Genomic DNA, 26,423 nt, shown 5'->3' with positions numbered 1-26,423 from the left:
GTCGTTGCACCCAGAGCGGCTTCCGCCGCCGGTGCCCCGTGGTGGCGGACCGGTGGCGGACCTCGCCTTTGGTGCCCCCCCGCCGGTCAGGGCCGGCGAGCACCAAACACGATGTCGTCCCATGCTGGCACCGACTTGCGTCCGCGTCGACCGCCTGCGGGACGTTCGCTGCCACGACCTGTCCCGTTCTGGCGCCCACGATTACCCGCAGCAGTGGTCTGATTGCCCTTGGACGTCTTTGAGGTGCCGTCCGTGGCGTCTTCCGCACTGTCGGTATCCGCCGAGGTAGGCGCGCCTTCGGTCGCCGTTGCCGGTGCGGTGGCGGCCGCCTCGTCGAAGGCGGCGTCAGCGGCGGTGGCGGCGTCGGTGGCAGAGATGTCCACGGCGGCGTCTGCGGTGGAGCCTGAGCCCTGGGCCGCGCCGGCGTCAGCAGGCACCCGCTCGTCCGGAACGATGTCACCGGCTGGCGCGGTGCCGGCTGGCGCGGTGCCAGCGGCGCGTGCGGCCGATGTGGGCGTGCCGGTGGCGGAGGCCTGCGGCCGTCCGGTCGTGGCCCGGGCTGCCGGCGCCCGGCGGGCCCCTCCGGCCGCCGCGGCGGGGCGCCGCGCTGGCCGCCGACTCGCCCCGGCGTCGTGGGTCTCGGCGGCGGGCGCAGCGGCTGCAGGCGCGGTCGGGGCGGGTGCCACGGGCTCCGCGGGCGAGACCGCCGCCGGCGGCCGGGTGGCCGCGGCCGCGCGTCGCGGCGCTGCCGGCTCGTCCGCCGCCGCAGCCATGCTCGCGGCAGCGGCAGCGGGTTGGCCTGGCAGGCCCGCGTGTGGCGGCTCGCTGCCCGCCTCCCGGGCCGGGCCGGCCTCGCCGTCTGGGACGGTCTCGGCCGCGAGGCCGGCGTCGAATGCCGCCGCTGTGCCGTCGAAACCGTTGCCCTCGAAACCGTCGCGGTCGAGCCGCTCGTCCTCGAATCCGAGCCGTTCGTTCTCGAACTGTTCGCCGGCGGCGCCTTCGTTCCCGAATCCCTGGCGGTCGTCCGGCTCGGCCCAGCTCTGCGTAACCTCGCCGCCGACCGCCTCCGCCGGCTCACGGACCTGCGCGGGCCGGTGCGGCGTGATCCGGGCGGGACCGACCGAACCGGCCCGGTCGCTGACCGGAGCATCGTGGCCGGTGGGCACGCTGTGGTCGGCAGGAGCATGGCTGTCGACCGGAGCGTGGTGTTCGACCGGAGTGTGGTGTTCGACCGGCGACACCTCGTCGGATCCCGCGACCGCACGGTCGCGGGATCCGAACCTGCCCGTCGGCGGCGTCGTGCGCCGGCCGGCTGCCTGCCGGCTGGGGACGCCGGGCAGCCCACCGGGGCCTCCGGGCCACGGGGTGGCGGCCGCGCGGCGCGAGGCGGGTGCTGGGCGGCTCGGCGCGGAGGGCGCGGCGGGGGTGCTGGATGGGGCCGAGAACTCGTCGGAGGCGCTGGCAGCGGGGCCGGTACCGGCGAGGTATCTGCCTGCGGCGCGTTCCCTCCTGGATCCGTCGGCGGGGACGCGTCGTTCCGGCGCCGCGCCGGTTTCCGTGGTGGGGCGCAGCCCGCCGTTGCGGCCAGCGCCGATCCGGGTCGGCCCGGTGTGCTCGGGCGACCTGGAACGGGGGGCGCCGTGGCCGGAGTTGCCGCCGCGGTCGGGCGCATAGCCGGTGGGCCGGTATCCGTCCGCGTCGCCATCGGCCTCGTGGCCGGTGCGGTACCCACGGGCCTCGTTGCCGGTGGTCTCGTACCCGGTGGTGTCGTATCGGCCGGTGCCGTAGCCGTTGGCCTCGTAGCCCGTGGCGTCGTAGCCGTTGGCGTCGTTGCCGTACCCGGCCTCGGGCCCCGGCCGACCGGGCGCGGCCGGGGCGTAGCCGGCCCGCTCGTAGTCGTTGGCCTCCCGGCCGGCGGTGGTCGCCGGGACGGATGCGCTGGCCGTGGCCGGCCCGGGCACGGCCGGGGTGAATCCGTCGCCGTCAGGCTGCGGTGAGTAGTGGTCGGCGGGCTGGTAACCGGCCTCGTCCGTGGTGGATCCGTACCCGGCGGTGGAGCCGCCCGGCGGGTAGCCCGTCGCGTTCGCGACCGCCGCGGACGGGACGGCCGCCGGCGTGGCGGGAAGCGACGACGGCTGGCTGTAGCCCGCGGCAGCGCCCATCGCGCCCGGGTGGGCCGGTGCGGCCCCCTGGTCATGCACGAGTGTGAGCGCGGGTCCGCCGGCGCGTGCCGGTGGCTGTGCGGGCGGCTGCGCCGGCGGGAGCTCGGCGGACTCGGGGGCGACCAGCGCGCGGGCGGCGTCGTCGTGCGGGCGCACGCGACGGACCACCGGGTCCCACGTCCAGCGGGCGCAGCGACTGTCGGAGGTGAGCTGAACCAGCCAGATCCCGTCCACGCGGCGCCAGGCGTCCCACTGGGCGGTCTCCGGGTCGTCCTGGACGCTGAGCAGGCGTGAGTCGACGACCTCACCAAGCGGGCGCCCGGGGATCCCGCCGGGATCCTTCGGTAGCAACGCCGCCCGGGCCTCCTGGACCACTCGGGCACGTTCGGCGAGCACGGGACCCTCGTACCGCTCGACCCGCTCGACCGGGATGCCGGCGGCGCGCGCGACGTCCGCCGCGGTCTCGCCGGCTCGCAGCCGCGCCTGGATCTCACGGGGGGTCAGCGCGCTTTCCGCGCGTACTTCACTACGTCGGGCCCCGCGCAGGGCCGCCCGTAGTCGATCATCGACGGCGACACGGAACTGTTCCGCGTCGCTCCGCCCGGCTGCGTCGGCGAGTACGAGGTAGCCGCCGTCCTCGCTGAGTGCGACCGCCCGCAGCTCGCGCATGGCGCCTTCTCCTCCCGTCGATCTCCTGCCGTGGGGCCGCCGCGGCGCACACACCGTGCCGCGGCGCCCGCACGGGGCCGAACACCGGTGTGCCCCGCTGGACACCCTGAGGGCGCACCGGAGCACGGAGTGCGCGCGCAACCGCCTCGCCGCCATGCGTCCCGGTAGGTGACAGCCTGCCATTGATGGCGCCAGACAGTCGCATTGCGGCGGACGACACGCACAGTCTGACTCTCGCGGAAGGTTCTGGACACGTCGGGGGCTTGTCGGCGGGGCCGGTGTGACGAATCACCGCCCGAGGTGCCACCCGTTCCGGATGGCCCGTTCGGGTGGTGTCGGTATCGACGCCGGCTTCGATGCCGGATTCGTCGGGCGCCAGGGGCACCGGCCGCCTCAGGGGCGCCGGCCGCCTCAGGGGCGCCGGCCGCCTCAGGGGCGCCGGCCGCCGGGGGGCCTGGTCGCCGGGCCGCGGCGGCGGGTCGGTCGTGGCACCGGCCGCGGGCGGGTCTGGTCACCGACGGCGACGAGGGCGGCGCCGATGATCCCCGCATCGTTCTGGAGCTGCGCGGGGACGACCTTCGTCCGCAGCTGGAGATGATCGAAGAACTTGTCGGCCTTCTTGCTCGCACCGCCGCCGATGATGATCAGATCTGGCCAGAGCAGGGCCTCGACCGTGGCCAGATACCGGTTCACACGCTTGGCCCACTTGTCCCAGGAGAGGTCCTCGCGCTCCCGGGCCGCCTCGGAGGCCTTCGTCTCCGCGTCGTGGCCGTGGATCTCCAGATGCCCCAGCTCGGTGTTGGGGACCAGCTGCCCGTGGAGGAACAGCGCAGTGCCGATGCCGGTGCCGAAGGTCGTCATGACGACGAGGCCGGACGTGTCGCGCCCGGCGCCGAAGGCCATCTCGGCGACTCCGGCGGCATCGGCGTCGTTGACGACGGAGACCTCGGTACCGCCCAGAGCCGAGCCGAGCGCGGTGGACAACGTCGCGGACACATCGGTGTCCACCCAGCTTGGATCGACGTTCGCCGCGGTGCGCGCGACCCCGGACTTGATCACTGCGGGGAAGGTCGCGCCGACCGGGCCCGACCAGTCGAAGTGCTCGACCACCTCGGCGACGGTCCGGGCCACCGACTCCGGGTCCGCCGGACGGGGCGTGGGAATCCGGAAACGGGGCGCGGCGAGCGTTCCGTCCTCGATGTCAACCGGGGCGCCCTTGATGCCGGTTCCGCCGATGTCGACCCCGAAGACCCGCATCTACCCCGTCCTCTCCGTCGTGCTCCGCAGTGTTCCGCAGTGTTCCGCTTCAGCGCGCCCCACGGTGCGCCGGGGCGCCGCAGGCCGTTCGTGGTCCGTTGTACGTACGTCCCGTCGCGGTACATCAGGTCGACGTACCGTGTCTCGCGATGTCGTTGTGTCGCCGTGCGTCCGGCATGTCGCTCTGTGTGCCCTCCGCTGGAGGTCGGCGCTGACCCGGCCGGGCCTCGGGCGCGGAGGCCGCCCGGTACCGGGCCGGTCGGTGTAGCGGGCCGGCCTGCTGGCACCTGTTGTAGTTTCGCAGGCCGGCGGGGCGTCGTGGCAGCGACGGGCGCTTTCGGCGGTGACGGTCGTTCATATGTGGCACGGTCAGCTCGCGCCGGTCGGTTCCCTGCGCCGCGCCTGGTACCTTGCGCTGCGTCGTCGTGCCCCGCGGTTGGTTCGGCGGTCGGTTCGGCGGTCGGTCCGCGGCTGGTGGCGGGCCAACGCGTGTGCCGGGTCCGCGGCCCACCTACTCTGGCCAAATGCGGCTAACCGATTCCTACGGGCGAGTCGCGACTGACCTGCGGGTGTCGCTGACCGACAGGTGCAATCTGCGTTGCGCCTACTGCATGCCCGCCGAAGGCCTCGACTGGCTCCCGAGCGCCGAGGTGCTGACCGACGACGAGGTGCTGCGGCTGGTCGGGATCGCGGTGACCCGCCTGGGCGTCACGGAGATCCGGCTGACCGGCGGCGAACCCACGCTGCGCCCCGGCCTGGTGCACCTGGTCGAGCGGATGTCGGCGTTGTCGCCCCGGCCCGAGATCTCGCTCACGACGAACGGCCTGCGGCTCGGTGGCCTGGCTGCCGACCTCGCGGCCGCCGGCCTCGACCGGGTCAACGTCTCCCTGGACACCCTGCACCCGGACCGTTTCGCCCGGATGACCCGCCGTGACCGGTTGGACGACGTTCTGGCGGGCCTGGCCGCGGCGGCCGAGGCCGGTCTGACTCCCGTCAAGGTCAACGCGGTACTCGTCCGCGGCCTGAACGACGACGAGGCCGCTGCCCTGCTGCGCTGGAGCCTGCGGCTTGGGTACGAGCTGAGGTTCATCGAGCAGATGCCGCTCGACGCGCAGCACGGCTGGCGCCGCACGGAGATGGTCACCGCCGGCGAGATCATGGAGCTGCTGCGGGCGGAGTTCACCCTGGAGCCGATGCCCGGGCGGGGCAGTGCCCCGGCGGAGCGGTTCAGCGTTGACGGTGGCCCTGGCACCGTCGGCGTGATCGGCTCGGTGTCGGCGCCGTTCTGCGCCGCCTGCGACCGGGTTCGGCTCACCGCCGACGGTCAGGTGCGCAACTGCCTGTTCGCGCGGGAGGAGTCCGATCTGCGCGGGCCGATGCGTGCGGGCGCCGACGACGAGGACCTCGCGGAGCTGTGGCGGCGTGCGGTCTGGGGCAAGCATGCCGGCCACGGCATCGACGCCCCCGGCTTCCGCCAGCCGCAGCGGCCGATGTCCGCGATCGGCGGATGACCGCGCCCGTCCCGGGAGCCCTCGGAGCCACCGGTACCCAGGGAGCCCCCGGAGCTCAGGGATTTCAGGGAGCCCTCGGAGTGCAGGGATTCCAGGGCGCTCAGGCTGACGTCGAGCCGTGGGACGCACTCGTGCTGGCGGGTGGGGCGGCCCGGCGGATGGGCGGTGACGACAAGGCGGCGCTGAGCGTCGGCGGAGCCCGTCTGCTGGACCGGGTGCTCGGCGCCGTGGCGGCGGCCCGCACGGTGGTCGTCGTCGGGCCGCGGCGCCCGCCGGTACCGGGCACGCGCGCGGTCAGGTGGGCCCGTGAGGACCCGCCCGGGGGCGGTCCGGTCGCCGCGATCGCCGCCGGCCTGCGGCTCGTCACGGCCACCCGGGTCGTCGTGCTGGCTGTGGACCTGCCGTTCCTCGGCGCCCCGGAGGTTCAGGGCCTGCTGGACGCGGTGGCGGCCGGCCCCGGCGGCCCGCAGGTGGCGCTGCTGAGTGACCCGGCCCAGCGGCCGCAGTACCTTGCCGCCGCCTGGCGCACCGTCACGCTGCGAGCCGTACTGCCGGTCGACCCGGCTGGGCAGTCGGTGCGGTCGTTGCTCGCGGGCCAGTCGGTGCGCACCGTCACCGCGACCGAGCGCGTCTGCCTGGACTGCGATGATCCGGCTGCCCTCGCCGTCGCCAGGGCCTGGGCCGTCAGCCCGGTCCCGGTCCCGCTCCCGGACTCGGACCCAGGACCGGGACCGCTCCCCGAGTAGGCGCCGGCCGCGGGCGAGCGGTAGAAGGCAGGCGGCAGGCGGCCGCGGTGTCGGACAGGTGAGGTGGCTGATGGCGAGCACGAACACGAACACGAAGCGGCCGGAGGACGGCGGGATCGAGGCCGTCCTGGATGAGTGGACGGCCCGGGTGGTCTCCGTGCTCGGGCTCGCGCCCGACAGCGTCGACGCCGCGCTCGTTCTCGACCTCACCCGCGATGTGGCGCACGGTGTCGCCCGGCCGGCGGCTCCGCTGACCGCGTTCCTGGTGGGGCTGGCGGCCGGGCGGGCCGGCGGCGACTCCTCCGCTGTCCGGGCCGCCGTCGACACCGTGCTGGCGCTGCTGCCGTCCGGCGACGGTGCCGGAGATGGCGGTGCCGGAGATGGCGAGCCGTGACGGCCCGCGTGTCGGGACCTGGGCGGTCGGCGTGCCGTGACCGGCGGCTGTGCTGCGGTCAGCGCATGCGTATCGCGCCGGTCTCGTCCAGGTAGCCCCGCATGTCGATGGCCATGGTGTGGACGTCCTCGGCCGCGGGTTCGGGGGCGTCGTCGGGCCCCGGGGCGTAGCGGAACGCCAGCCGCGGCAGCATCTGGGTGGGGGCGTCGACCAGCCCGGGGGCGGCTTCGATCAGCCCGGACTCCCAGTCGAGCTCCTTGCCGCTCAGCGGCCCCGACGRCAGGCTCTGCGCCGCCGGTGAGGTCGTGACCAGCACGAAATCGACAATGCCCAGGACCGCGATCACCGCGAGCGCGGGCAGCGCCGCGATCGGTTGCCACGCCGCCAGGCCGACCATGACGAAGACGGTGACGACGGTCAGCCCGCCGACGATGTGCCTGCGCACCGGGGGCAACGCGGGCACTTTGCGGCCACGCCGGTAATGGGCCATACCCAACAGTGTGCCCCCTGGGCCGCAACTGTCCGGAACGTGGGTCGCTGTTCGTCGCATGGCGGTATGCCCCGCCTGGCGTCGGTGGCTGTCGGTGACTGTCGGCGGGGCCGTCGGCAGTGCCGTCGGCAGTGCCGTCGGCAGTGCTGTTGGCGGYGCTGCCACGGGCCTGCGCCGGTGCTGCCGTGGGTCTGCCGGCCATGGGTCGACCGTGGTGGTCACTGTGGGTAGTTACCGAGTGGCGCCCCCGGGGAGGGGACCGCAGGGTGGAACCCGGCGGGGCCCGCGAACGGAGGAGTAGGCCGCGACAGCGGAGGGTATCCGCAATGACCCTTTCCGGCGAAATCCAGGTGATGTTGCGCCGGAACGAGTCACACTTGTCATGGGAAATGTGGATCCATGGCCCGGTGCCGCACCATGGGATCGACCTCGCGAGGCTGGAGGATCGCCGTGGAGGTTAAAAGTCGTGGCCACCTGCCGCGGCCACTGCCACCAGCCCGGCCGAGACGCGGGCCGCGGTCGCGTCTGAGGTCAGGCCCCGTCCTGGTCATCGCGGCGGTGGTGGCGCTGCTGGCCGGAGCGGCCGGATGTGGTTCGCCTAGTTACCAGTATGTGACGAACAAAAAAGACGGCGCGTTCCTGAAAGTGCCGGCCGGCTGGACGCATCAGGAGATGCCCGGCCCCGCGCTGTTCGGAATCGATGCCCGCAATGTGAGCCCGGAGATGCTGCGAACCCTCATGTCGAGGGAGTGGGTGGTCGGGCTTGACGCGTCGGAGAAGTTCGACGAGACGAGTCTGTTCGTTCCGGATGCCGCGTTGCCCAAGGGTTTCGTCCAGGTTCGTCACCTCCTCCCGGAGGAGGCCCGTTCGGTCTCCACCAATGACCTGCGCAACTTCGTCGTGACCGTCGACGACGCGGTCGCGGCGCAGGAGGAGGCGGTGCGCCGCGACCCCTACGGCGCGCGGCTCGCGCCGAGTTTCCTTCTGCTGCGGGACGAGTCGGTCTCGCGGGACGCCGGCGTCCATGGCGTGCATCTGATCTACCAGGTCGCGACCGCGGCCGGTCTGGTGACCATCGACCAGACGAGCCTGCTGGACCAGAACCAGACCGTGCTCTACCAGCTCGTCCTGGCTTGTTCGGCGTTGTGCTACGCCCAGCACGGCGTGCAGATCAGCGAGGTGACGGGCTCGTTCACGATCAAGCCGACGGACCGAGGGCAGAAGGCATGAGCACAGGCGACCGGGCGCGAGGCACAGCATCCTCCGCCACCGGCAGTGCGACCGAGCCGACGCAGCCGAAGCTGCCGGTGCAGCCGAACAGGCCGGATCAGTCGGAGCCCGACGGAGGCTCGCCGGCCGGTGCCGGGCAGCGCCGCCGCCCGGCGGCGTTCTGGGACAGGGCGAAGTTCCTGCTCCTGCTCGGAGCGCTGTTCATGTTCGTGGTGGCGGCGGATGTCTCCGGCAACCCGCTGATGACCTGGGGCGACGCGTTCCGCATCCAGGCGGAGTCCAGCTGGTGGATCCTGGCGCTGCTCGGCCTGGAGATCGTCCACCAAGTCCACATCTTCCTCGGTGAAAGATCGTCCGCCTACTACCTGTTCTGGACGGACAAGGTCTTCGGCCGCGCCGAGCGCCGGCTGCTGCGCCTCAACGACTGGAACCGGTTCCGGGTCAGCCGTGCGCTGAAGCTCGTGACGGCGTTCGCGCTCTTCCTGTTCGTCTACGCGCGGATCGTCGACCAGTCGGTCTTCGAGGCCATGGTCGGCCTTCCCGGCGCCGCATGGGACGCGATCCCCTACGTGCTGCAGCTCGTGCTGCTGCTGCTCGTCGTGGTCGGCCAGTTCGTCGCGATCTTCTGGTTCCTGTCCAAGGGCGGTGTCGAGGTCTACTTCCCGGAGGACATCAAGACCCGCTTCTCGGACGTCTGGGGCCAGGACCACGTGGTCAGCCGGGTCCGGGAGAACGTCTTCTACCTGGAGCGCCCCGAGGAGATCGAGGACCGGGGCGGCTACGTCCCGGGCGGCATCCTCCTGTGGGGCCCGCCCGGGACGGGTAAGACGCTGATCGCCGAGGCGGTCGCCGGCGAGACCGGCAAACCATACGTCTTCGTCGATCCAGGCGCCTTCTCCGCGATGTTCGTCGGCGTCGGCATTCTGAAGGTGAAGTCGCTGTTTCGGCGGCTCCGCAAGCTTTCGCTGCGTTACGGCGGAGTGATCGTCTTCTTCGACGAGGCCGACACCCTTGGTAACCGAGGTCAGCTCGCCACCGGGTTCGGTGGAAAGCTCGGCGGTGCCACCGGGGCGTCCACTCGTGGGAACGGGGTCTTCTCCGGCGGGCCGGGCACGTTTTCCGCCGCGCACAGCGCGTTCGGGGTTCCCGTGGGCCCGCACTCGCCCGACGTCTGCAATGGATTCTCCTATCTGGACCCCTCCGCGCAGGCCCGAATCGCCCGTGACCACACCGAGCGGCACAACTTCGTGATGGGTGGAATGGGTGGCGGCGGCGGGAACTTCGACGGAACCCTGCAGGCGCTGCTGACCGAGATGTCCGGGCTGAAGAAGCCCCGTGGATTCCTCAACCGGGTCGTCCGGCGCACGCTCGGAATGCGCCCGAAGCCGCCGCCGAAATACCGCATCCTGGTCATGATGGCGACGAACATGCCCCAGTCGCTGGACGAGGCGCTGCTGCGTCCCGGTCGTATCGACCGCATCTACAAGGTCGGCTACCCCAGCAAGGAAGGCCGCATCCGGACCTTCGAGGGGTACCTGGCCAAGGTGAGCCACGAGCTGACGCCCGAGCAGATCGAGCGCCTGGCGATCATGAGCCCGGAGGCGACCGGAGCCACCATCAAGGACACGGTCAACGAGGCCCTCGTGCAGGCCATCAAGGATGGTCGGGAGGTCATCACCTGGCAGGACATGCTACGCGCCCGGGTGATCAAGGAGTACGGCCTCGCCGACGACCACGAGCACATCGCGCGTGAGCGGCACAGCATCGCCCTGCACGAGGCCTGCCACGCGGTGGTCGCCTACCGGACCCAGCGCGGCCGGGTGATCGACCTGGCGACCATCGAGCGGCGCGGCGGCGTCGGCGGCTTCGTCGCGCACGTCGCGGTCGAGGACCGCATGTTCATGTGGAAGTCGGAGATGGAGACCCAGGTGATGGTCTCGCTGGCCTCCCTGGTCGGCGAGCGCATGTTCTTCGACGGCGACAACACCGTCGGCGTGGGTGGTGACCTGCGCACCGCCACGCTGCTCGTGTCCGGCCACATCTCCGCGTCGGCGATGGGCGAGACGCTGGCCTCCCGATCGGTCATGATCGAGAGCCAGCTGGGGCAGGCGTCCATAGATGTCGACCGGCCCTTCGGTGAGCAGGTCGAGGCCAAGCTGCGCGAGCTCTACGAACGCACCGAGGCTGTGCTCGCCGCGAACCGGCGTGAGGTGCTGGCCATGACCCATGCCCTGGAGAAGTACAAGACGGTCAGCGGGGAGGACATCGAGGCCATCATGGAAGGGGTGGCCGGGCCGACCATCGACGGCAGCAGCTACCTCGACCCCGGCTTCCTGGTCCTGGTGGAGGACTACCACCGCACGGCCGCGCTGGCACATCGCGGGCCGCAGCAGCGGGACCTTCCCCGGGAGCTGCCCGGGCTCGGCAAGGCGGCGGCCCGTGAGGCGCGGCAGCCCGCGCCGCAGGTGCTGCCGGAGATGCCGTCGCCCTCCGAGAACTGAGCTGACGGCGCGGAACGGTGCCGACGGCTGACCCGGGCATGGCCACAGGTCAGCCGTCGGCGCCGTCTGCCGTCAGCGCCGTCTGCCATCAGACGTCCTGCAGGGCGGTGGCGGAGCGGCCCGCTGCCGGGACCTGCCCGGCCGCTCCGGGACGCCCGGCGCTCCCCACCTCCAGGGCCGGCCTGGCCGCCGGCTCGTCCGGTCCATCCGGTCGATCCGGAACATTCGGGACGTCCGGGTCGTCCGGGACGGAGCCGGCGGGCACAACCTGGCACGTCTGGGCCCGCTCGGATGCCACCGCCGCTGTCGTGCGGTCGGCGGCCTTGCGTAGCGAGGCCAGGGCATAGAACGCTCCGGCGACGGCTGCGGCGCCGGCCAGCACCAGCCCGGCACGGGCACCGAAGGTCTGGGCCACCCAGCCCGCGATCGGCCCGCCGACCGGCGTCGAGCCCAGGAACGCGACGGACCACAGCGCCATCACCCGGCCGCGCATCTCGGGCGCGGACGACAGCTGCACGGTCGCGTTGCCGGTCGCGATGAAGGCGACGCTGGCGGCACCGACCAGGACCAGCGCGACGACCTCCAGAGCCAGCGTCGGAGCCGCCGCGGCGAGCAGGAGCACCACGCCGAACAGCCCGGAGGCCAGGGCGAGGGCGGCGATGCCGACGCTGCGGCGCCGGGCCACGAACAGGCCGCCGACCACGGCACCGGCGCCCATCGCGCCGGTGAACAGGCTGTAGGTCGCCGCCGACCCGTCGAAGGTCTCGCGCGCGACCAGCGGCAGGACCACCTGGAACTCGTACGCGAGTGCGCCGACCACCGCCATCATGATCAGGGGGACCCGCAGCCCGGTCGTGCGCATCGCATAGGCGAGGCCGGAACGTACCTGGCCGGGGGCCCGCGGCACCGGCTTGCTGGGCACCAGCGCGCTGGCGTCCATCCGGCGCAGCGCCAGGACGACGGCGGCGAACGACGCCGCGTTGAGCAGGAAGCAGCCGCTGGTCCCGATCAGGCTGATCACCAGTCCGGCGATGCCCGGGCCGACGACCCGGGCCGCGTTCACGGTCACCGAGTTCAGCGTGACCGCGTTGGGTAGATGCTCAGCCCCGACCATCTCCTGGACGAAGCTCTGCCGGGTCGGGTTGTCCACCGCGGTGATCAGTCCGATCGCCGCCGCGAGGGCCGCGACCATCCACAGTCGTGCGACGCCGGTCAGATCCAGGATCCCGAGCACCGCGGCGAGCGCGGCCAGCGAGACCTGGGTGCAGATCAGCAGCCGGCGGGAGTCCGAGCGGTCGGCGATCAGACCGCCGTAGGCACCGAAGAGCAGGACGGGCAGGAACTGGGCCGCGGTGACGAGGCCGAGCTCGGTGCCCGACGCGCCCAGCGAGAGGACCAGCCACCCGAGGGCGATCATCTGCATCCAGGTGCCGCACAGCGAGACCACCTGACCGCCGAGGAAGAGGCGGAAGTTGGGTACCTGGAGCGCGGCGAACGTGCCGGTCCGCGACCGTGTGCTCTCGGATGCGCCGACCGTGTCGCGCTGGACCACCCTCGACGTGACCGTGCGTCTCATACAGTGCACCTCCGTTCCGGTCAACGTCTCCGTGCTGCCAAATTATTTCGCGCTGCTAAGTAATTTTGCGGACGGCTCTGGCCCGGATGGGCGCCTCGCCGGCTCGGCGACCCGGCGCCGCCTGTGTGTGGCGGGGCGGGGTGGCGCCAGGGCGTGTCGACGAGTAGCATCGAACATACGTTCGATGACAATGCTGTCGGCGGCGCGTGGGCCTGCGGGCCAGCGGGAGTCGGGAGGTCGCGATGAAGGACGTCGACGAGCAGGTGGCTCACCTGGCCGCGGTGGATCCAGCCGAACTGCCGGACGGCGAGTTGGCGATGCTCATGACCGATGTGCGGCGGCTCGTCGACGCGACGGATGCCTGCTGGGTCCGGCTGCTCGCCGAGTTCGACCGCCGTGGTCTGTGGCGGCGCGACGGTACCCGGTCGGCCGCAGCCTGGCTGCGCCGGGAATGCAGGCTTGTGCACCCGTCGACGACGGCCGCGCTGCTCGTGGCGAGCGTGCTGCGGGTCCTGCCAGTGACGGCGGAGGCGTTCCGGGTGGGCTCGATCAGCTTCGAGCACGTCAGGGCGATCGCGCCGGCGGCGGAGGGCGGCCGGGTCGACCTGGTGCGCAACGCGGATCCGATCTTCGCGCGTGCGGCGCTGTGGATGAATCCGCGTCAGATGGGCAACGTCGTGCGGACGTGGATTCGTCTCACCGAGACCGAACATCCGGAGCCCGCGGCGCCCGCGGAGAACTCAGCGCCCGCGGAGAACTCGGCGCCCGCGGAGCGCCTGGAGCCGCCGGAGGGGGCGCCCCGCGGTCCCTGAAGGCGACCTGCGTCGGCCCCGCCGCGACGGCGGGGGCGGGCCCGAGAACATGGGCGGCCAACTACCGGGGCGGCCGAGAGCGGGGAGTCCCGGCCGGGCCGGGGGCGGCACCCGGTGTGCGTCCGCCCCGCTGTCAGCCGCACACCGGGTGCGACTGACAGCGGGGCGGAGACGAGCACAGAGCTACAGCGGGATGTTGCCGTGAACGTTCTTGTCCGTGCGGGCGGCGGCCAGCGCCTCGGCGAGCACGGTCGCGACCGCGCCGCGGGTCTCGCCCGGGGTGACGACGGCGTCCACCACACCCAGCTCGACGGCACGGTCGACGCCACCGACGGTGCGGACGTGCTCCTCGGCCAGCTCGGCCACCACATCCGGGCGGCGCTGCGCGGGAACCTCGGCGATCTTCCGCCGGTGGATGATCCCGACCGCGGCCTCGGCTCCCATGACCGCGAGCTGCGCGGTGGGCCAGGCGTAGACAGCGGTCGCGCCCAGGCACCGGGCGTTCATCGCGATGTAGGCGCCGCCGTAGGCCTTGCGCGTCACGACGGTGACCCGGGGAACGGTGCACTCGGAGAAGGCGTACAGCAGCTTCGCGCCGCGGCGGACCACGCCCTCCCACTCCTGGCCCACTCCGGGCAGGTAGCCGGGAACATCGACGAGCACCACCAGCGGGACCCCGAAGGAGTCACACATCCGCACGAAGCGGGACGCCTTCTCCGCCGACAGCGCGTCGAGGCAGCCACCGCGGCGCAACGGGTTGTTCGCGACGACGCCGACGGTGCGCCCGCCGATGCGGCCGAGGGCCGTCACGATGTTGCGGGCCCACTTCGGGTGCAGCTCGATGACCTCGTCGTCGAGCAGCCCGGCGACCAGCGGGCGGACGTCGTAGGCCCGGCGCGGGTTCTCCGGCAGCAGCGCACCGAGCTCGCGCTCCGGGACGTGGCCGATGGAACCCTGGTCGGCGAGCAGCGAGGTGATCGCCCGGGTCTTCTCGAAGGCGGCGTCGTCGGAGTCACAGGCGAGGTGGACCACACCGCTGCGGGTCGAGTGCACCTCGGGCCCGCCGAGGCTGTCCGCCGTGCACTGCTCGCCGGTCACCGAGCGGACCACGTCCGGGCCGGTGACGAACACCTTCGCGTCGGGCCCGGTGATGACCAGGTCGGTCAGGGCCGGGCCGTAGGCCGCGCCGCCGGCCGCGGCGCCCAGCACCAGCGAGATCTGCGGCACCAGACCGGAGGCCCGGACCGTCGCCGCGAACACCCGGCCGACCCCGTCGAGCGAGGCCACACCTTCCTGGAGGCGTGCTCCGCCGGAGTGCCAGATCCCGATGACGGGGCAACGCATCCGGACGGCCGACTCGATCGCGTGCACGATGCGGGCGCAGCCGTCCCGCCCCATCGCGCCGCCCTGGACGGTGGGGTCCGTCGCGAAGGCGACGACCTCGTTTCCGTCGACAAGGCCCTGGCCGGCGACAACTCCCGAGCTGTCGGCGGCGGCGAACAGAGAAAGGGAATCCGGGTCAAAAAAACGGCTCAGCCGCGCGACAGGTGTTCTCGGGTCGGTGCGATCGATGGTGGACAGACTCACCGTAGGTCTCCTAGGTTGAGCGGTATCAGTCTGCTCCTGCGCAGATGGCAGCGATGGACCTGGCTGCCGCGGGCTGTGGAGGGCGGCTACAGCCTGAGCCGGCGAAGCTGTGCTGTGAGCAGTTTCCGTCCACGTCTGTCGAATGCTGTTGAGGCAGGTTCAGCGTCGACGATGGAAAAGGCTCGGTAAAGCGGAAAAGCTGTGTTGTCATGCGAAACCGTGCGGTGACAGATGTGTGTCCGGGTTTCCCAGGCATGCCGTCGCCGATACGCCGGCATGATGCCCTGGGAAGACGCCGAACTCTGTCACACCGTGAATCCGTCTTGCGTCGTGAATCTGTTACACCGTGAAGGCGAGGCAGACGTCGTGCCCGCCGAACCCGAACGAGTTCGACAGCCCGGCGCCTGTTCCGAGCTCACGGTTGTCGATGCTCACGACGTCGAGAGCGATCTCGTCGTCGAGCGCGTCGAGGTTGCGCGTCGCCGGAACGATCCGCTCGCGCAGCGAGAGGAGCGTGACCACGGCCTCCAGCGCGCCAGCCGCCCCGAGCAGGTGGCCTGTCATCGACTTGGTCGAGGTCACCGCGATCGAGTCGAGGGCATCGCCCAGCGCCAGCCGCAGGCCCACGCCCTCGGCGACGTCGCCGATCGGCGTCGACGTGGCGTGCGCGTTGATGTGGATCACATCCGTGGGCTCCAGCGAGGCCGAGCGCAGTGCCGCCCGTACCGCCCGGGCGGCACCCGCACCGGTCGGATCCGTCGCGGCCACGTGGTAGGCGTCCGAGCTGATACCCGCGCCGGCGAGGGTGCCGAGCACCCGCGCTCCCCGGGCGGCGGCGTGCTCCGCGGACTCCAGCACCAGAACGGCCGCGCCCTCACCGAGCACGAAGCCGTCCCGGCCCTTGTCGAACGGCCGCGACGCGGTCTCCGGCGCGTCGTTGCGCTTGGAGAGCGCCTGCATCTGGGCGAAGCCGGCGATCGGCAGCGCGGCGATCGCCGCTTCCGTGCCGCCGGCGATCACGATGTCCGCCCGTCCGGCGCGGATGATGTCCAGCGCCAGCGCGATCGCCTCCGAGCCGGAGGCGCAGGCGCTGACCGGAGCGTGCACACCGGCCTTGGCGCCGAACGCGAGGCCAACCGTGCTCGCCGGGCCGTTCGGCATCAGCATCGGGACGACATGCGGGGAGACCCGCCGCGGCCCCTTCTCCCGCAGCACGTCGTGCTGGTGAAGGAGAGTGAGCACGCCGCCGATCCCCGACGCGACGCACACCGCCAGCCGCTCGGAGTCGACCTCCGGCGAGCCCGCGTCAGCCCACGCCTCCCGTGCGGCCACCAGTGCCATCTGCTGGYTGCGGTCGAGGGTTCTCGCCTCGACGCGCCCCAGCGGAGGCTCCACGGCCAACGGGGCGGCGATCTGGACGGGGAGCTGTTCGACCCAGTCCTCGGTCAGGCGACGCGCGCCGGAGCGGCCGGAGAGCAGCCCCTCCCACGTGGACGGCACGTCGCCGCCGAGGGGAGTGGTTGCCCCGAGGCCGGTGACGACGACCTGCCTGGGGGTGGGTGTCACGCGGCGACACCCGCCCGCTGGATGTAGGAGACGGCGTCACCGACGGTCTTGAGGGTCTTGACGTCCTCGTCCGGGATCTTCACACCGAACTTCTCCTCGGCCGCCACCACGACCTCGACCATGGACAGGGAGTCGACGTCCAGGTCGTCGATGAAGGTCTTGTCGGCGGTGACGTCCGCCGGCTCGACACCGGCGACTTCCTCGAGGATCGCGGCGAGGCCGTCGAGGATATCCGCTTGCGACATTGCTTTCCTCCTGGTTGCGGGATGCTGGTTACGCGAACCGGTCGAGCCGGTGGCTGACGGCCGGCCCGAAGTGGGCCGGCCCGGTCAGCGATGGTGCGTGCGGTGCCTCGTCACGGGGGCGATGACACAGCGGCTATGACACAGGGGAACGGGTGCTCGGGGGCAGTCGACGCACCCGGGGACATGGTGTTCAGGGGCATCGAACCACCTGCCCGCAGTAGGTCAGGCCGGCGCCGAAGCCGAACAGCAGTACCGGGTCTCCCGAGACCACCTCGCCGGCTTCCATCATCCGGTCAAGTGCGAGGGGGATGCTGGCTGCGGACGTGTTGCCGGAGTCCACCACATCGCGGGCGATCGGCACGTCGGGCACGCCGAGGCCGCCGGCGAGCGCCTCGACAATACGCAGGTTTGCCTGGTGCGGCACGATCGCGGCGAGCTCCTCGGGCGCGATCCCGGCCCGTTCGCAGACTGTGCGCAGGGTGGGGACCAGCGAGATCGCCCAGCGGAACACCGCCGGGCCCTCCATCCGGAAGGCGTTGTCGCCGCGCCCGGGGACCTGGATCGCCTCCGGCCGGGAGCCGTCGTGCCCCCAGACGGCCGGGCCGATCCGGTCGGCGTCGGCCGGGCCGATCACGACCGATCCGGCACCGTCCGCCAGCAGGATGCAGGTGGAGCGGTCGCTCCAGTCCGTGTAGTCGGAGAGCCGTTCCGTCGCGACGACCAGGACGTGGCGCGCGCTGCCGGCCCGCACCATGTCGGCGGCGGTGGAGACCGCGTAGCAGAAACCGGCGCAGCCGCCGTTGATGTCGAAGGTGCCGGCGCTGGACGCACCGAGACGAGCGGCGATCTGCGGCGCGGTTCCCGGGATCTGTGACGGCGCGGTGCAGGTCGCGCCGATGACGGCGTCGATGTCCGCGGCCGCGAGCCCCGCGGCGGCCAGCGCCTTCTCCGCGGCGTTGGCGCCCATCACGACCGTCGACTCCTCGCTGTCGGCGATGCGCCGCGTCGCGATGCCGGTCCGGGTCTGGATCCACGCGTCGGAGGTGTCGACCTGGCGGGTGAGGTCGTCGTTGGTGACCAGCCGGGCCGGCCGGTAGGTGCCGAGCCCCAGCATTCCCGCGCCGGTCATGAGCTCGCCCCGACCAGCGGGGCCGCCTGGGCGGGCACCGCCGCGGCGGCGGGCAGGTGCTCGGCGACGAGCTCGCGGGCCGCGTCGAGATCGGCCGGCGTCTTCACCGCGACGATCTTCGTTCCGCGCAGCTCACGGCGGGCGATGCCGGCCAGCGTGCCGGCGGGCGGCAGCTCGATCACCGCGGTGACGCCGGCTTCCCGCATGGCGGCGAGGCACAGGTCCCACCGCACCGGCGCGGCGACCTGGGTGACCAGCCGGGCGACCAGGTCGGCTCCGTCGTGGACGAGTGCGCCGTCGGCGTTGGAGAGCTGGCCGAGCGCCGGCGTACCGGGCTGGATTCCCGGGGCGACGGCGCGCAGCGCGTCGCGGGCGGGCGCCATGTGCTGGGTGTGGAACGCGCCGGCGACCGACAGCGGACGCAGCTTCGCTCCGGGCGGCGGCGTGTCGGCCAGCCGGGTGAGGTCCGCCAGGGTGCCGGCGGCGACGATCTGCCCGGCGCCGTTGCGGTTCGCGGCGGTCAGGCCCAGCGCCTCCACCGCGGTGGCGATCTCCTCGGGGTCACCGCCGAGCAGCGCGGTCATGCCGGTCGGCGTCCGCGCCGAGGCCTCGGCCATCGCGCGGCCACGCAGCCCGACGAAGAGCAGGGCGGCCTCCGGGGTGAGGGACCCGGCGATGGCGGCGGCGGTGATCTCGCCGACGCTGTGCCCGGCGACCAGCGCCTGCCCGCCGGCGGCGATGGCCGGCGATGCCGGCAGCAGGCCGAGCTGCTCGACGGCCAGCAGGCCGTTCGCGACGATCAGTGGCTGGGCGACGGCGGTGTCCCTGATGGTGTCCGCGTCTGCTTCGCAGCCGAGGTCGATGAGGTCCAGCCCGGCCGCGGTGGAGTACCAGCGGAGCCGGGACTCGACGCCGTCGAGCTCCAGCCATGGACGTAGCTGTCCAGGCGTCTGAGCACCCTGTCCCGGTGCGAGGATCGCGAGCACGTATCCACCTAACCCCGTGTGGCCGGTCGTTGTCGCTGGTGACGAGTCACCGATGTCTCGTCAGCTCATTGTGGATGCCCTACAAAGGGCCGGCACTGACGGTACGTTAGTCCTGGTGCGGGTCACCTGGTTGTAATGCGGTGACCCGGCAGTAAATCTGCTTGCTGTGACCGTTGTCGCACCGCCGGCGCCAGCCGGGTGGGGCGGTCACGGACGGGGTCGTGGTCCGGGGCGATCTGTAGGTTGCGCACCGTCGAGACGGCCGAGAACAAGGGCGATGTGCAGGACGAATCGCTCCCGGTGATCGGCCGGGTCGAGCCCGCAGAGATCCGCGGCCTTGCGTAGTCGGTAACGCACCGTGTTGGGGTGAAGGTAGAGGGCCCGCGCGGTCGCCTCCAGCGACGCGCCGTAGTCGAGGTATGCGCCGGCGGTCTCCAACAGCGGGCTGCCGGCGTTTTGTAGCGGCAGATACACCTTTCGGATGAGGCTCTGGCGCGCCTCCGGATCGCCGGCCAGGGCCAGCTCGGGCAGCAACGCGCTCGCCGAGACCGGGCGCGGCGCGGCGGGCCAGGCGCCGACGACATCCGCGGCGGCGAGCGCCGCGCGGGCGCAGTCCGGGGCTCCGGTGAGATCCGCGGCGATCGGCCCGACCACCACCGGGCCGGGGCCGCACGACGGCAGCAGGGCCCGGCCGGCGTCGAGCGCGGTCTCGGTGCCGCCGTGGCCGGCGCCACCACCCGAGGCGCCCGAGGTGCCCGCGCCGCCGGCTGCGCCGTCCGCCGGGCCGGCTCCCGAACCGCCCGCCGCCGCGGAGGCGGCGTGGGAATCTCCGCCGGCGGGGCCGAAGGCCCCGCCGACCACCATCACGAGCCGGTTGTGGTGCACACCGGCGAGCACTTCGAGCCCGGCGGCCCGTGCTCGCCGGTGGACCTCGTCCACCGCGGCCTCCGGGGACGTCGGCGGTGCCGGACCGACCACGACGGTGACCGCCGGCGGGTTGCGCCAGCCGACCGCCGCGGCCCGGGACGGCAGGCTGCGGTCGACATCGCCGCGCACGACCTGGTCGACGACCAGGGCCTCGAGCCGTGCGTCCCAGGCCCCGCGTTCCTCGGCGGCCCGCGCGTAGACCACCGCGCCGGCGAAGGCGATGTCCCTGGAGTAGCGCAGGACGTCCGCGAGCAGGTACTGCTCGTGCTCCGGCCCGGCGAGGGCCGGTACCTCCACCTCGATCGCCTCGACGGCGACCCGCACCAGGTCCACGAGGCGGCGGAAGGTGACCGCGCGGACCAGCTCGCGGGGCGCCACCCGGAAGACGTCGCCGGACAGTTCCCGGGCATGCTCGGGGCGCCGGCACCAGGCCACGAAGGAGGAGATCCCGGCCTGCACGACCAGCTGGATGTCAGCGCGGTGGCGCGCGGACATCCCCGGATACCAGGGAAGCACCTCGGTCATCCGGGCCGCGGCCCGGGCCGCGAGATGCCCGCTGGCCCGCTCGACCCGGCGGATCACCTCGTCGGTCGTCCCACGGGTGTGCGCCGGCCCGCCGGCGGCGGCGGCCGCCCGCCGCCCGCCGCCCGCCGCGCTGCTGCCGTCACCGCCGTCGGCGTCGCTGTCGGGATGCCAGGCCGGTGTGGTCACGTGACCAGGGCCCGCGGTGGACGACACCGGTGTGGACGAGGAGAAGGACGCGGAAGTCGCGGGGGAGAGCGACGGCGGCAGCAGCGGCGGCTCCGCCAGCGGTTCGTCGGCCCGCACACCTGCGGCCGGGTCGAGGTCGAGTGCGGCGGCCGGGTCGAGCCTGCCGCGCGGGGACGCCTCGCCTACCTCGCCTACCTCGCCTGCCTTGTCGACCGCCACGACATCCAGGATGACATGACGTCAGAGCTGGTCGGAGTAAGTGGCTGCCCAGTCATGCACCCGTGCGACGTACGCCCGGGTCTCGTCGAAGTCCGGGATGCCCCCAGCGGTGCGGACGGCGACCGGGCCGGCGTTGTAGGCGGCGAGGATCAGCGAGATGCGGTCGCCGGGAAGATCTGCCAGGGACTTGGCGAGGTGGGCCTCGTAGTTCGCGGCGGACGGGATCGCGTCCCGTGGTTCCAGCGGATCGGCCAGCCCGTCGCCGCTGCCGTCGACGCCGAACTGCGCCCAGGTCGTGGGCAGGAACTGCATCATTCCGCGGGCGCCGGCGTGCGACACGGCCCGCGGGTCGAAGCTGCTCTCCACCCTGGCCTGGGCGGCGAGCTGGGCAGCCGTCAGCACTCCGTAGGTGGCGGCGGCGGCCTGGAAAACCGGAACGAGGTCGGCGGGCACGTCCTCGAAGGACCGGTCGAAGATGTGGCTGCAGCCCGAGAGCAGTGAGATCACGATGACGGTGATCAGAACCGCGGGGGCAGGTGCGCGCCGGATCATGCCCCTCATTGTCGGTTCCGCCTCGGCGATGTGTCCGCGTGGTCGGGAACTTTCGGGTTACAACCGTGGCACGGCAGCAGGCGGCTCGACACACGTCTGCCCGGCGCACGTCTGCCCTGCGCGCATCGCGCCGGCACCTGTCGCCCCGGCCGGCGTCGACGCGGCGGTGCGACACCCTCACTCGACAAGACGGGTCCGCAGCGAGTGCAGGTCGGCCTCGGTGACCCCGGCGTGCAGCGCCCATGCCGTCGGCCCGCCCCAGATCCGGTCGACGGCGTCGAGGAAGCCGCGCATCACCTCCGGCCGGCAGCTCAGACTGTCCGCCGTGATCGCGTTGTCGGGCCGGCGGTAGGAGGGGCGCCGCGCCAGCCGCGCGTCGACCAGCGCGATCCGTTCGTTGGTCAGCGTGTAGTCGCTGATGATCGATTCCCGGTCGACCCCGACGATGTCGAGCACGAGCGCGGCCAGCACGCCCGTGCGGTCCTTGCCCGCCGCGCAGTGGAACAGCGCCGGCCCGGTCGTCGGCTGGGCGAGCAGGCGGACGGCGCGTGCCGCGGCGTCCCCGGCCAGCCGCAGGTAGCCCAGGTAGCGCTCGACCCGAGCGGCCGAGTCGAGATCCACGACGATGGCCGCGTGCCGCGGGTCGCCCGGCATCACCCACTGGCCCGGCAGGAACGAAAGGTGGTGGTAGGCGACGCTCTCGAACTCCAACGGCCCGCGCCCCTCGTGCGCCACCTCCTCCTCGGCCCGCAGGTCGAGAACGGTGCGCAGGCCGAAGGTCTGGCGCAGCCGCACCACATCCGCCGGGGTGAGCTCCTGCAGCGTGTCGCTGCGCAGGAGCACACCGTGGCGGGTCAGCCTGCCACTGGATGTCGGCATCCCGCCGAGGTCACGGGTGTTGTCGGCGCCTGCGAGATCGAACCACCGATGCACCCGTTGATCATAGAGCCATTCTCGTCGCCGTTCTGGGCTCGTGGCAGGCCTGACCCTGGCCCGTGAGAGGTAACAGGCTCTACAGGTCGGCCCGTGGGGTGCCCGGCTCGGGTTCGGGCTTCCGCGGCGAGACGATCGGGGGGCGCGCTTCGGAGACGCGGCCGTCCGACGCGTCGATGGGGCGCGCCGGGACGCCGGCCACGACGAGCCCCGGCCGTACGTCCTCGGTGACGACGGCGCCCGCGCCGACGACCGCACCGGCGCCGATCCGGGTGCCGCGCACGACACTCGCCTGCATGCCGACCCACGCTTCGGGGGCCACCTCGACCGCGCCACCGAGACGGGCGCCCGAGGCGACGGTCGTGTAGTCGCCGAGGCGGCAGTCGTGGGCCACCCCGGCGCCGATGTCGACGACCACGTGCCGGCCGGTCTCGATGTTGGTCGTGAGGCTGGCGAGTGCGCAGACGATGGTTCCGGGCCCGAGCTTGACGTCGCCGCCGAGGTAGGCACGGGGGTGCACGAGGGTCGCCGGGCGGCGGCCACAGGCGCTCGCGTAGCGGTCGATGCGTGCGCGCGACGCACCGGCGGCGACTCCGATCAGGTAGTCGGCCTCCAGCCCGGTCAGCAGGTCGAGCCCGCCGAGCACCGCGGTTCCGCGCCGCGCGAGTGGGTCGGGGTCGACCTCGCCGTCGTCGAGAAACCCCAGGAAGCGGTAGACATCCTCGGCGGCGGCGGCGTTGATCGCCTCGACGAGGTCCAGGAGCTCGCGGCCGTGACCGCCGGCTCCCACGATGACGAGCTGGCGTCGGTCGTCGGACACGGGGCGACCGTAGAGCGATGACCGCTCTCGTTCAATCGGACACTCTGAGTAGTCAGAGTGCGAGTGAAGATGCCGTTCGTGCACATCGGGTGGACGTGTCGGGCCGGTCGGGATGCGCTTCTCGGGAATGGTGCCGCCGCGCTACTACTATGAGTGTTCGGTCGACTTCTTATGGTGTCCAGATATGCGCGGGGCTGGTTGACCTCAGGGCCCATGCGCTTCGCAGGGAGTGATCCGGACGATGCAGGTGGGACTCGTGGAACCGGTGGGGCGGGCTCGGTGAGGGTCGTGGTGACCGGCGGTGCCGGCTTCATCGGCGCCCACCTGACCAGGGCGCTGCTCGCCCGCGGCTGCGAGGTGGTCGTCGTCGACGACCTGAGCACCGGTGCCCGGTCGAACCTGACCGGGCTGTCGGTGAAGCTCGTCCTGGGCAGCGTCACCGACCGGGAGCTCATGGAGGAGGCCTGCACCGGGGCCGCCAGCATCGTGCACCTGGCGGAGCGGCCGTCCGTCGAGAGATCGCTGCTCGACCCGCTGGCGACCCACCATGTCAACGCGACGGGCACGCTCACCGTGCTCGACGTCGCGCAGCGCAGCGAGACGCACGCCGTGATCGTGTCCTCGTCGGCGGTCTACGGCGACCGTGACGGCCGCCCCTGTGCCGAGTCCGATCCGCCCTGGCCGTGCAGCCCGTACGCGGCCAGCAAGCTGGCCGCCGAGGCCTACGCGCTCGGCCACCAGGCGAGTTTCGGGCTCCCCGTGCTGGTCGTGCGGCTGTTCAACGTCTACGGCCCGAACCAGTCGGCCCGGGCGGCGCATGCCGCCGTGATTCCGTCGTTCATCGACGCGGCGCTGCGCGGCCGTCCGCTGAACGTGCACGGCGACGGACGTCAGACCAGGGACTTCACCTATGTGGGCGCGGTCGCCGAGCTGCTCGCGGAGGCGGCCTGGCGCCGGATGACCCACCCCGGGCCGGTCAACCTCGCCTTCGGGAGCAGGACGGACCTGCTGTCGCTGGTCGGCCACCTGGAGGTGGTCCTCGGACGCCGGCTGGAGGTCGCCCACAGTGCTCCCCGCACCGGGGACATCCGCCACTCGCGCGCCAACACGGACGTCATGCGATCGCTTTTCGGTGCTGTCGAGGGCCAGGACCTGCGTGCGAGCCTTGCCGCGACGGCCCACTGGCACCGGGCCCGCCTGCATGAGAGCGCGGCCGGCACGACCCGCGCTGTCGGTGGCCCGCGCCGCTGATCGATCTACCGCGCCGGGCTCCCGTCTCCCGCTCCCGCCGGCTCGGGAGCAGCCGTCCGTTCGGGGGTGGCCGGCCGCCGGGGCGCCGGGATGCCGAGCCCGTGCTCCGCGACGTGTGGTTCGCGGACGTGTGGTTCGGAGATGTGTGGTTCGGAACTGTGCGGGTTGGCGGCGAGCGTGTCCGCGGCGAGCTGGTCGGCGGAGTGGTGGCTGGCGGTGTGGTGTCTGGTGGCGAGCTCGGCGAGGGTGGCGCGCAGCGCGTCCGGTTCGGTGTACGGGTCGACGGACCAGGCGTTCGCCGGGTCCAGCGGTGGCACCGGGACCTGCGAGATCAGCGGGTGACGCGGTCGGGTGTCGAGCTCGTCGGCGCCGAGCAGATCCTCGTGCAGCTTCTCGCCCGCGCCGAGGCCGGTGTACACGATGCCGACCGGCTTGGGTGCCCGCAGCGCGAGGCGGCGGGCGACGTCCGCGATGCGGACCGGTTCCCCCATGTCGAGGACGAGTGCCTCGCCGGGCGAGCCCAGCGCCGCGGCCTGCAGGACCAGCTGGACGGCTTCCTGGATGGTCATGAAGTACCGGGTGACCTCCGGGTCGGTGACGGTCAGCGGCCCGCCGGCGGCGAGCTGGCCCGCGAACACCGTCAGAACCGATCCGTTGCTGCCGAGCACGTTGCCGAAGCGGACGCTGACCAGCACACCGGTGGCCCGTGCGGCGATGTGCGCGGTCAGCCGCTCGGTGATCCGTTTCGAGTAGCCGAGCACGCTTCCCGGGTTCGCGGCCTTGTCGGTCGAGATGTTGACGAGCCGCAGCACCCCGCTGGCCGCCGCGGCCTCCAGAACGTTGAGCGTTCCCCAGAGGTTCGTCTTGACGGATTCTCCGGGAAAGCGCTCCAGCAGGGGCAGATGCTTGAGAGCCGCCGCGTGGAAGACGACCTCCGGCCGACGCCGCTCGAACAGGCTGGTGATCAGATCGGCGTCCCGGATGTCGGCGAGAACAGTGGAGTCGTCGTCGAGCATCGCCCGGCCGTGCAGGGAGAGCTGGACCGCGCGCAGCGCCGACTCGTCACGGTCCAACATGATCAGCTCTGCCGGGTCGAACGCATGGATCTGTCGGCACAGCTCGGAACCGATCGATCCGCCCGCGCCGGTCACAAGGACCCGCCGGCCGGTCAGGTACGCCCTGGCGGCCGTCATGTCGGTCTGGACCTGGCGGCGCCCGAGCAGGTCGGCGAGGTCCAGGTCACGGATGTCGCCGACACCGACGGTGCCGTCGATCAGGTCGACGACCCGGGGGAGAACCTTCACGGCGAGCCCGGCCGACTCGGCGAGCGTGCTGATCTCCCGTAGCAGGGCGGCGTCGGCGCTCGGGATCGCCACGAGCAGCGTGCGGGCGGCCGTGGCCGCGGCGACGGCGGGGATGGCCTCCCTCCCACCGCGGACCCGGACCCCGGAGAGCTGCAGGTTCCAGGTGCTGGGGTCGTCGTCGAGCAGCGCCACCGGCAGGTAGGGGCTGTCGGGCGTGCGCAGCATGGCGGCGATCACCAGGTGACCGCCGTCGCCGACGCCGAAGACGATCACCGGCTCGGCGGCCTCCGGTGACGGCCGGCGCAGCCGCTCCTCGATCCGCCGCCACAGATAGCGGATGCCGAACATCAGCACCAGGGTCACCGCGCCGCCCAGCGGCGGGACGCTCAGTGGAATCGCGCGTGGTGAACCGAATGCGAGAACCACGACGAGTACTCCGGCCACGGTGAGTGCAACCGCGATCACAATGCCCAGAATCTCGTCGAACCCGCCGAACCGGTACCGGCCGAGGTAAAGGTGCAGTGCGGTGCCCAGGAAGTGCAGCAGACACACCGCGAGAAAGAGAATGACCCAGAAGTCGGGGTCCGCGAGTGCGGCCGGATCCAGGTCGAGCCGTCCGACCTGTGCCGCGATGAGGCCGAATGCCAGCGAGCAGACGTCCAGGGCGATCTGCAGGCCGACACGTTGACGGAGATTGAGCCGCGACACGCGCTGTGCCAGGCCTGTCGTCCACAGACCGTGACGCGGCCCGTCTACTGTACGTCTCCACATGAGTCCACAGAGTAACTGTCGCTGTGGGTAAATGACCGGCTACCAATTGGTAAGTTGCGTTTGCTGAGTGTCAC

The 26,423-nt window shown here is 72.4% G+C and carries 21 protein-coding genes; 7 read left to right on the top strand and 14 right to left on the bottom strand.

All coding sequences use genetic code 11. From position 1 onward, the window contains the following. Positions 1–86: 86 nt before the first annotated feature. Positions 87–2,831, bottom strand: a complete 2,745-nt coding sequence (gene sepH / locus CcI49_RS43250; protein ID WP_076826715.1) for a septation protein SepH — start codon at positions 2,829–2,831, stop codon at positions 87–89. Positions 2,832–3,260: 429 nt separating this feature from the next. Further along, positions 3,261–4,088: a polyphosphate--glucose phosphotransferase gene (ppgK, locus tag CcI49_RS12840; protein WP_054564931.1), complete on the bottom strand. Its 828-nt coding sequence runs from the start codon at positions 4,086–4,088 to the stop codon at positions 3,261–3,263. Between the two features lie 524 nt (positions 4,089–4,612). Here ppgK and moaA point away from each other — a divergent pair. The 3 genes from moaA to CcI49_RS12825 all read left to right on the top strand — a co-directional run bounded on the left by moaA (position 4,613) and on the right by CcI49_RS12825 (position 6,739). Further along, positions 4,613–5,599 (top strand): GTP 3',8-cyclase MoaA, encoded by a 987-nt coding sequence (gene moaA / locus CcI49_RS12835; RefSeq protein ID WP_054564930.1) that lies wholly within the window; start codon positions 4,613–4,615, stop codon positions 5,597–5,599. Beyond that, entirely contained in the window at positions 5,596–6,345 is a 750-nt protein-coding gene (locus tag CcI49_RS12830) for an NTP transferase domain-containing protein (protein ID WP_076826713.1), read from the top strand. The genes moaA and CcI49_RS12830 overlap by 4 nt, the downstream gene beginning before the upstream one ends. Before the next feature lie 70 nt (positions 6,346–6,415). Then, positions 6,416–6,739, top strand: coding sequence for a DUF6457 domain-containing protein (locus CcI49_RS12825; protein WP_076826711.1), 324 nt, complete (start codon positions 6,416–6,418; stop codon positions 6,737–6,739). Between the two features lie 58 nt (positions 6,740–6,797). Here the strand turns inward: CcI49_RS12825 and CcI49_RS12820 are convergent, their stop codons facing one another. Continuing rightward, the gene (locus tag CcI49_RS12820; protein WP_076826709.1) at positions 6,798–7,229 is read right to left on the bottom strand and encodes a hypothetical protein; all 432 of its coding nucleotides are present in this window, start codon (positions 7,227–7,229) and stop codon (positions 6,798–6,800) included. A 450-nt stretch (positions 7,230–7,679) separates the two neighbouring features. Between CcI49_RS12820 and CcI49_RS12815 the strand changes: the two genes are divergently transcribed. Together CcI49_RS12815 and CcI49_RS12810 are read left to right on the top strand one after the other, a co-directional pair. Further along, on the top strand, positions 7,680–8,459 hold the full coding sequence (locus tag CcI49_RS12815; protein WP_235497657.1) for a hypothetical protein: 780 nt from the start codon (positions 7,680–7,682) through the stop codon (positions 8,457–8,459). Next, positions 8,456–10,960: an AAA family ATPase gene (locus tag CcI49_RS12810; protein WP_076826707.1), complete on the top strand. Its 2,505-nt coding sequence runs from the start codon at positions 8,456–8,458 to the stop codon at positions 10,958–10,960. The genes CcI49_RS12815 and CcI49_RS12810 overlap by 4 nt, the downstream gene beginning before the upstream one ends. 88 nt (positions 10,961–11,048) lie before the next feature. Here CcI49_RS12810 and CcI49_RS12805 read toward each other — a convergent pair whose 3' ends face one another. Continuing rightward, the gene (locus CcI49_RS12805; RefSeq protein WP_076826705.1) at positions 11,049–12,536 is read right to left on the bottom strand and encodes an MFS transporter; all 1,488 of its coding nucleotides are present in this window, start codon (positions 12,534–12,536) and stop codon (positions 11,049–11,051) included. Between the two features lie 242 nt (positions 12,537–12,778). On the opposite strand from CcI49_RS12805, the gene CcI49_RS12800 reads away from it, so the two are divergent. Beyond that, positions 12,779–13,348 (top strand): DUF222 domain-containing protein, encoded by a 570-nt coding sequence (locus tag CcI49_RS12800; protein WP_054564925.1) that lies wholly within the window; start codon positions 12,779–12,781, stop codon positions 13,346–13,348. Between the two features lie 183 nt (positions 13,349–13,531). Here CcI49_RS12800 and CcI49_RS12795 read toward each other — a convergent pair whose 3' ends face one another. The 9 genes from CcI49_RS12795 to CcI49_RS12755 form a co-directional block, all read right to left on the bottom strand. After that, a complete protein-coding gene (locus tag CcI49_RS12795; RefSeq protein WP_054564924.1) occupies positions 13,532–14,935 on the bottom strand; it encodes a carboxyl transferase domain-containing protein in 1,404 nt (467 codons plus the stop codon). Positions 14,936–15,274: 339 nt separating this feature from the next. Then, entirely contained in the window at positions 15,275–16,501 is a 1,227-nt protein-coding gene (gene fabF / locus CcI49_RS12790; RefSeq protein WP_076826703.1) for a beta-ketoacyl-ACP synthase II, read from the bottom strand. After that, on the bottom strand, positions 16,498–16,746 hold the full coding sequence (locus CcI49_RS12785) for an acyl carrier protein (protein WP_006542261.1): 249 nt from the start codon (positions 16,744–16,746) through the stop codon (positions 16,498–16,500). Before CcI49_RS12785 ends, fabF begins: the two co-directional genes overlap by 4 nt. A gap of 190 nt (positions 16,747–16,936) precedes the next feature. Next, positions 16,937–17,875: a beta-ketoacyl-ACP synthase III gene (locus CcI49_RS12780; protein WP_054564922.1), complete on the bottom strand. Its 939-nt coding sequence runs from the start codon at positions 17,873–17,875 to the stop codon at positions 16,937–16,939. Beyond that, a complete protein-coding gene (locus tag CcI49_RS12775) occupies positions 17,872–18,861 on the bottom strand; it encodes an ACP S-malonyltransferase (protein WP_076826701.1) in 990 nt (329 codons plus the stop codon). Before CcI49_RS12775 ends, CcI49_RS12780 begins: the two co-directional genes overlap by 4 nt. Positions 18,862–19,068: 207 nt before the next feature. Then, positions 19,069–20,718 carry a helix-turn-helix domain-containing protein gene (locus CcI49_RS12770; RefSeq protein ID WP_076826699.1) on the bottom strand — a complete coding sequence of 550 codons (1,650 nt, stop codon included), beginning with the start codon at positions 20,716–20,718 and terminating at the stop codon, positions 19,069–19,071. Between the two features lie 21 nt (positions 20,719–20,739). After that, positions 20,740–21,270: a lytic transglycosylase domain-containing protein gene (locus CcI49_RS12765; protein ID WP_054564919.1), complete on the bottom strand. Its 531-nt coding sequence runs from the start codon at positions 21,268–21,270 to the stop codon at positions 20,740–20,742. A 177-nt stretch (positions 21,271–21,447) separates the two neighbouring features. Then, positions 21,448–22,203 (bottom strand): tyrosine-protein phosphatase, encoded by a 756-nt coding sequence (locus tag CcI49_RS12760; protein ID WP_054564918.1) that lies wholly within the window; start codon positions 22,201–22,203, stop codon positions 21,448–21,450. A 79-nt stretch (positions 22,204–22,282) separates the two neighbouring features. Next, on the bottom strand, positions 22,283–23,023 hold the full coding sequence (locus tag CcI49_RS12755; protein ID WP_006542270.1) for a NeuD/PglB/VioB family sugar acetyltransferase: 741 nt from the start codon (positions 23,021–23,023) through the stop codon (positions 22,283–22,285). 279 nt (positions 23,024–23,302) lie between these two features. Here CcI49_RS12755 and CcI49_RS12750 point away from each other — a divergent pair, with 279 nt between their 5' ends. After that, the gene (locus CcI49_RS12750; RefSeq protein WP_054564917.1) at positions 23,303–24,274 is read left to right on the top strand and encodes an NAD-dependent epimerase/dehydratase family protein; all 972 of its coding nucleotides are present in this window, start codon (positions 23,303–23,305) and stop codon (positions 24,272–24,274) included. Positions 24,275–24,279: 5 nt separating this feature from the next. Here CcI49_RS12750 and CcI49_RS12745 read toward each other — a convergent pair whose 3' ends face one another. Beyond that, positions 24,280–26,349 carry a nucleoside-diphosphate sugar epimerase/dehydratase gene (locus CcI49_RS12745; protein WP_054564916.1) on the bottom strand — a complete coding sequence of 690 codons (2,070 nt, stop codon included), beginning with the start codon at positions 26,347–26,349 and terminating at the stop codon, positions 24,280–24,282. Positions 26,350–26,423: the final 74 nt, after the last annotated feature.

It is taken from the genome of Frankia sp. CcI49, assembly GCF_001983215.1.
GTDB classification, from domain to species: domain Bacteria; phylum Actinomycetota; class Actinomycetes; order Frankiales; family Frankiaceae; genus Parafrankia; species Parafrankia irregularis.
This window is presented reverse-complemented; position numbering and strand designations above follow the sequence as displayed.

Excerpts from the sequence above, each read along its gene's own strand:
- sepH (WP_076826715.1), bottom strand. The coding sequence starts at position 2,831 with ATGCGCGAGCTGCGGGCGGTCGCACTCAGCGAGGACGGCGGCTACCTC.
- ppgK (WP_054564931.1), bottom strand. The coding sequence starts at position 4,088 with ATGCGGGTCTTCGGGGTCGACATCGGCGGAACCGGCATCAAGGGCGCC.
- moaA (WP_054564930.1), top strand. The coding sequence starts at position 4,613 with ATGCGGCTAACCGATTCCTACGGGCGAGTCGCGACTGACCTGCGGGTG.
- CcI49_RS12830 (WP_076826713.1), top strand. The coding sequence starts at position 5,596 with ATGACCGCGCCCGTCCCGGGAGCCCTCGGAGCCACCGGTACCCAGGGA.
- CcI49_RS12825 (WP_076826711.1), top strand. The coding sequence starts at position 6,416 with ATGGCGAGCACGAACACGAACACGAAGCGGCCGGAGGACGGCGGGATC.
- CcI49_RS12810 (WP_076826707.1), top strand. The coding sequence starts at position 8,456 with ATGAGCACAGGCGACCGGGCGCGAGGCACAGCATCCTCCGCCACCGGC.
- CcI49_RS12805 (WP_076826705.1), bottom strand. The coding sequence starts at position 12,536 with ATGAGACGCACGGTCACGTCGAGGGTGGTCCAGCGCGACACGGTCGGC.
- CcI49_RS12800 (WP_054564925.1), top strand. The coding sequence starts at position 12,779 with ATGAAGGACGTCGACGAGCAGGTGGCTCACCTGGCCGCGGTGGATCCA.
- CcI49_RS12785 (WP_006542261.1), bottom strand. The coding sequence starts at position 16,746 with ATGTCGCAAGCGGATATCCTCGACGGCCTCGCCGCGATCCTCGAGGAA.
- CcI49_RS12780 (WP_054564922.1), bottom strand. The coding sequence starts at position 17,875 with ATGACCGGCGCGGGAATGCTGGGGCTCGGCACCTACCGGCCGGCCCGG.
- CcI49_RS12765 (WP_054564919.1), bottom strand. The coding sequence starts at position 21,270 with ATGATCCGGCGCGCACCTGCCCCCGCGGTTCTGATCACCGTCATCGTG.
- CcI49_RS12745 (WP_054564916.1), bottom strand. The coding sequence starts at position 26,349 with ATGTGGAGACGTACAGTAGACGGGCCGCGTCACGGTCTGTGGACGACA.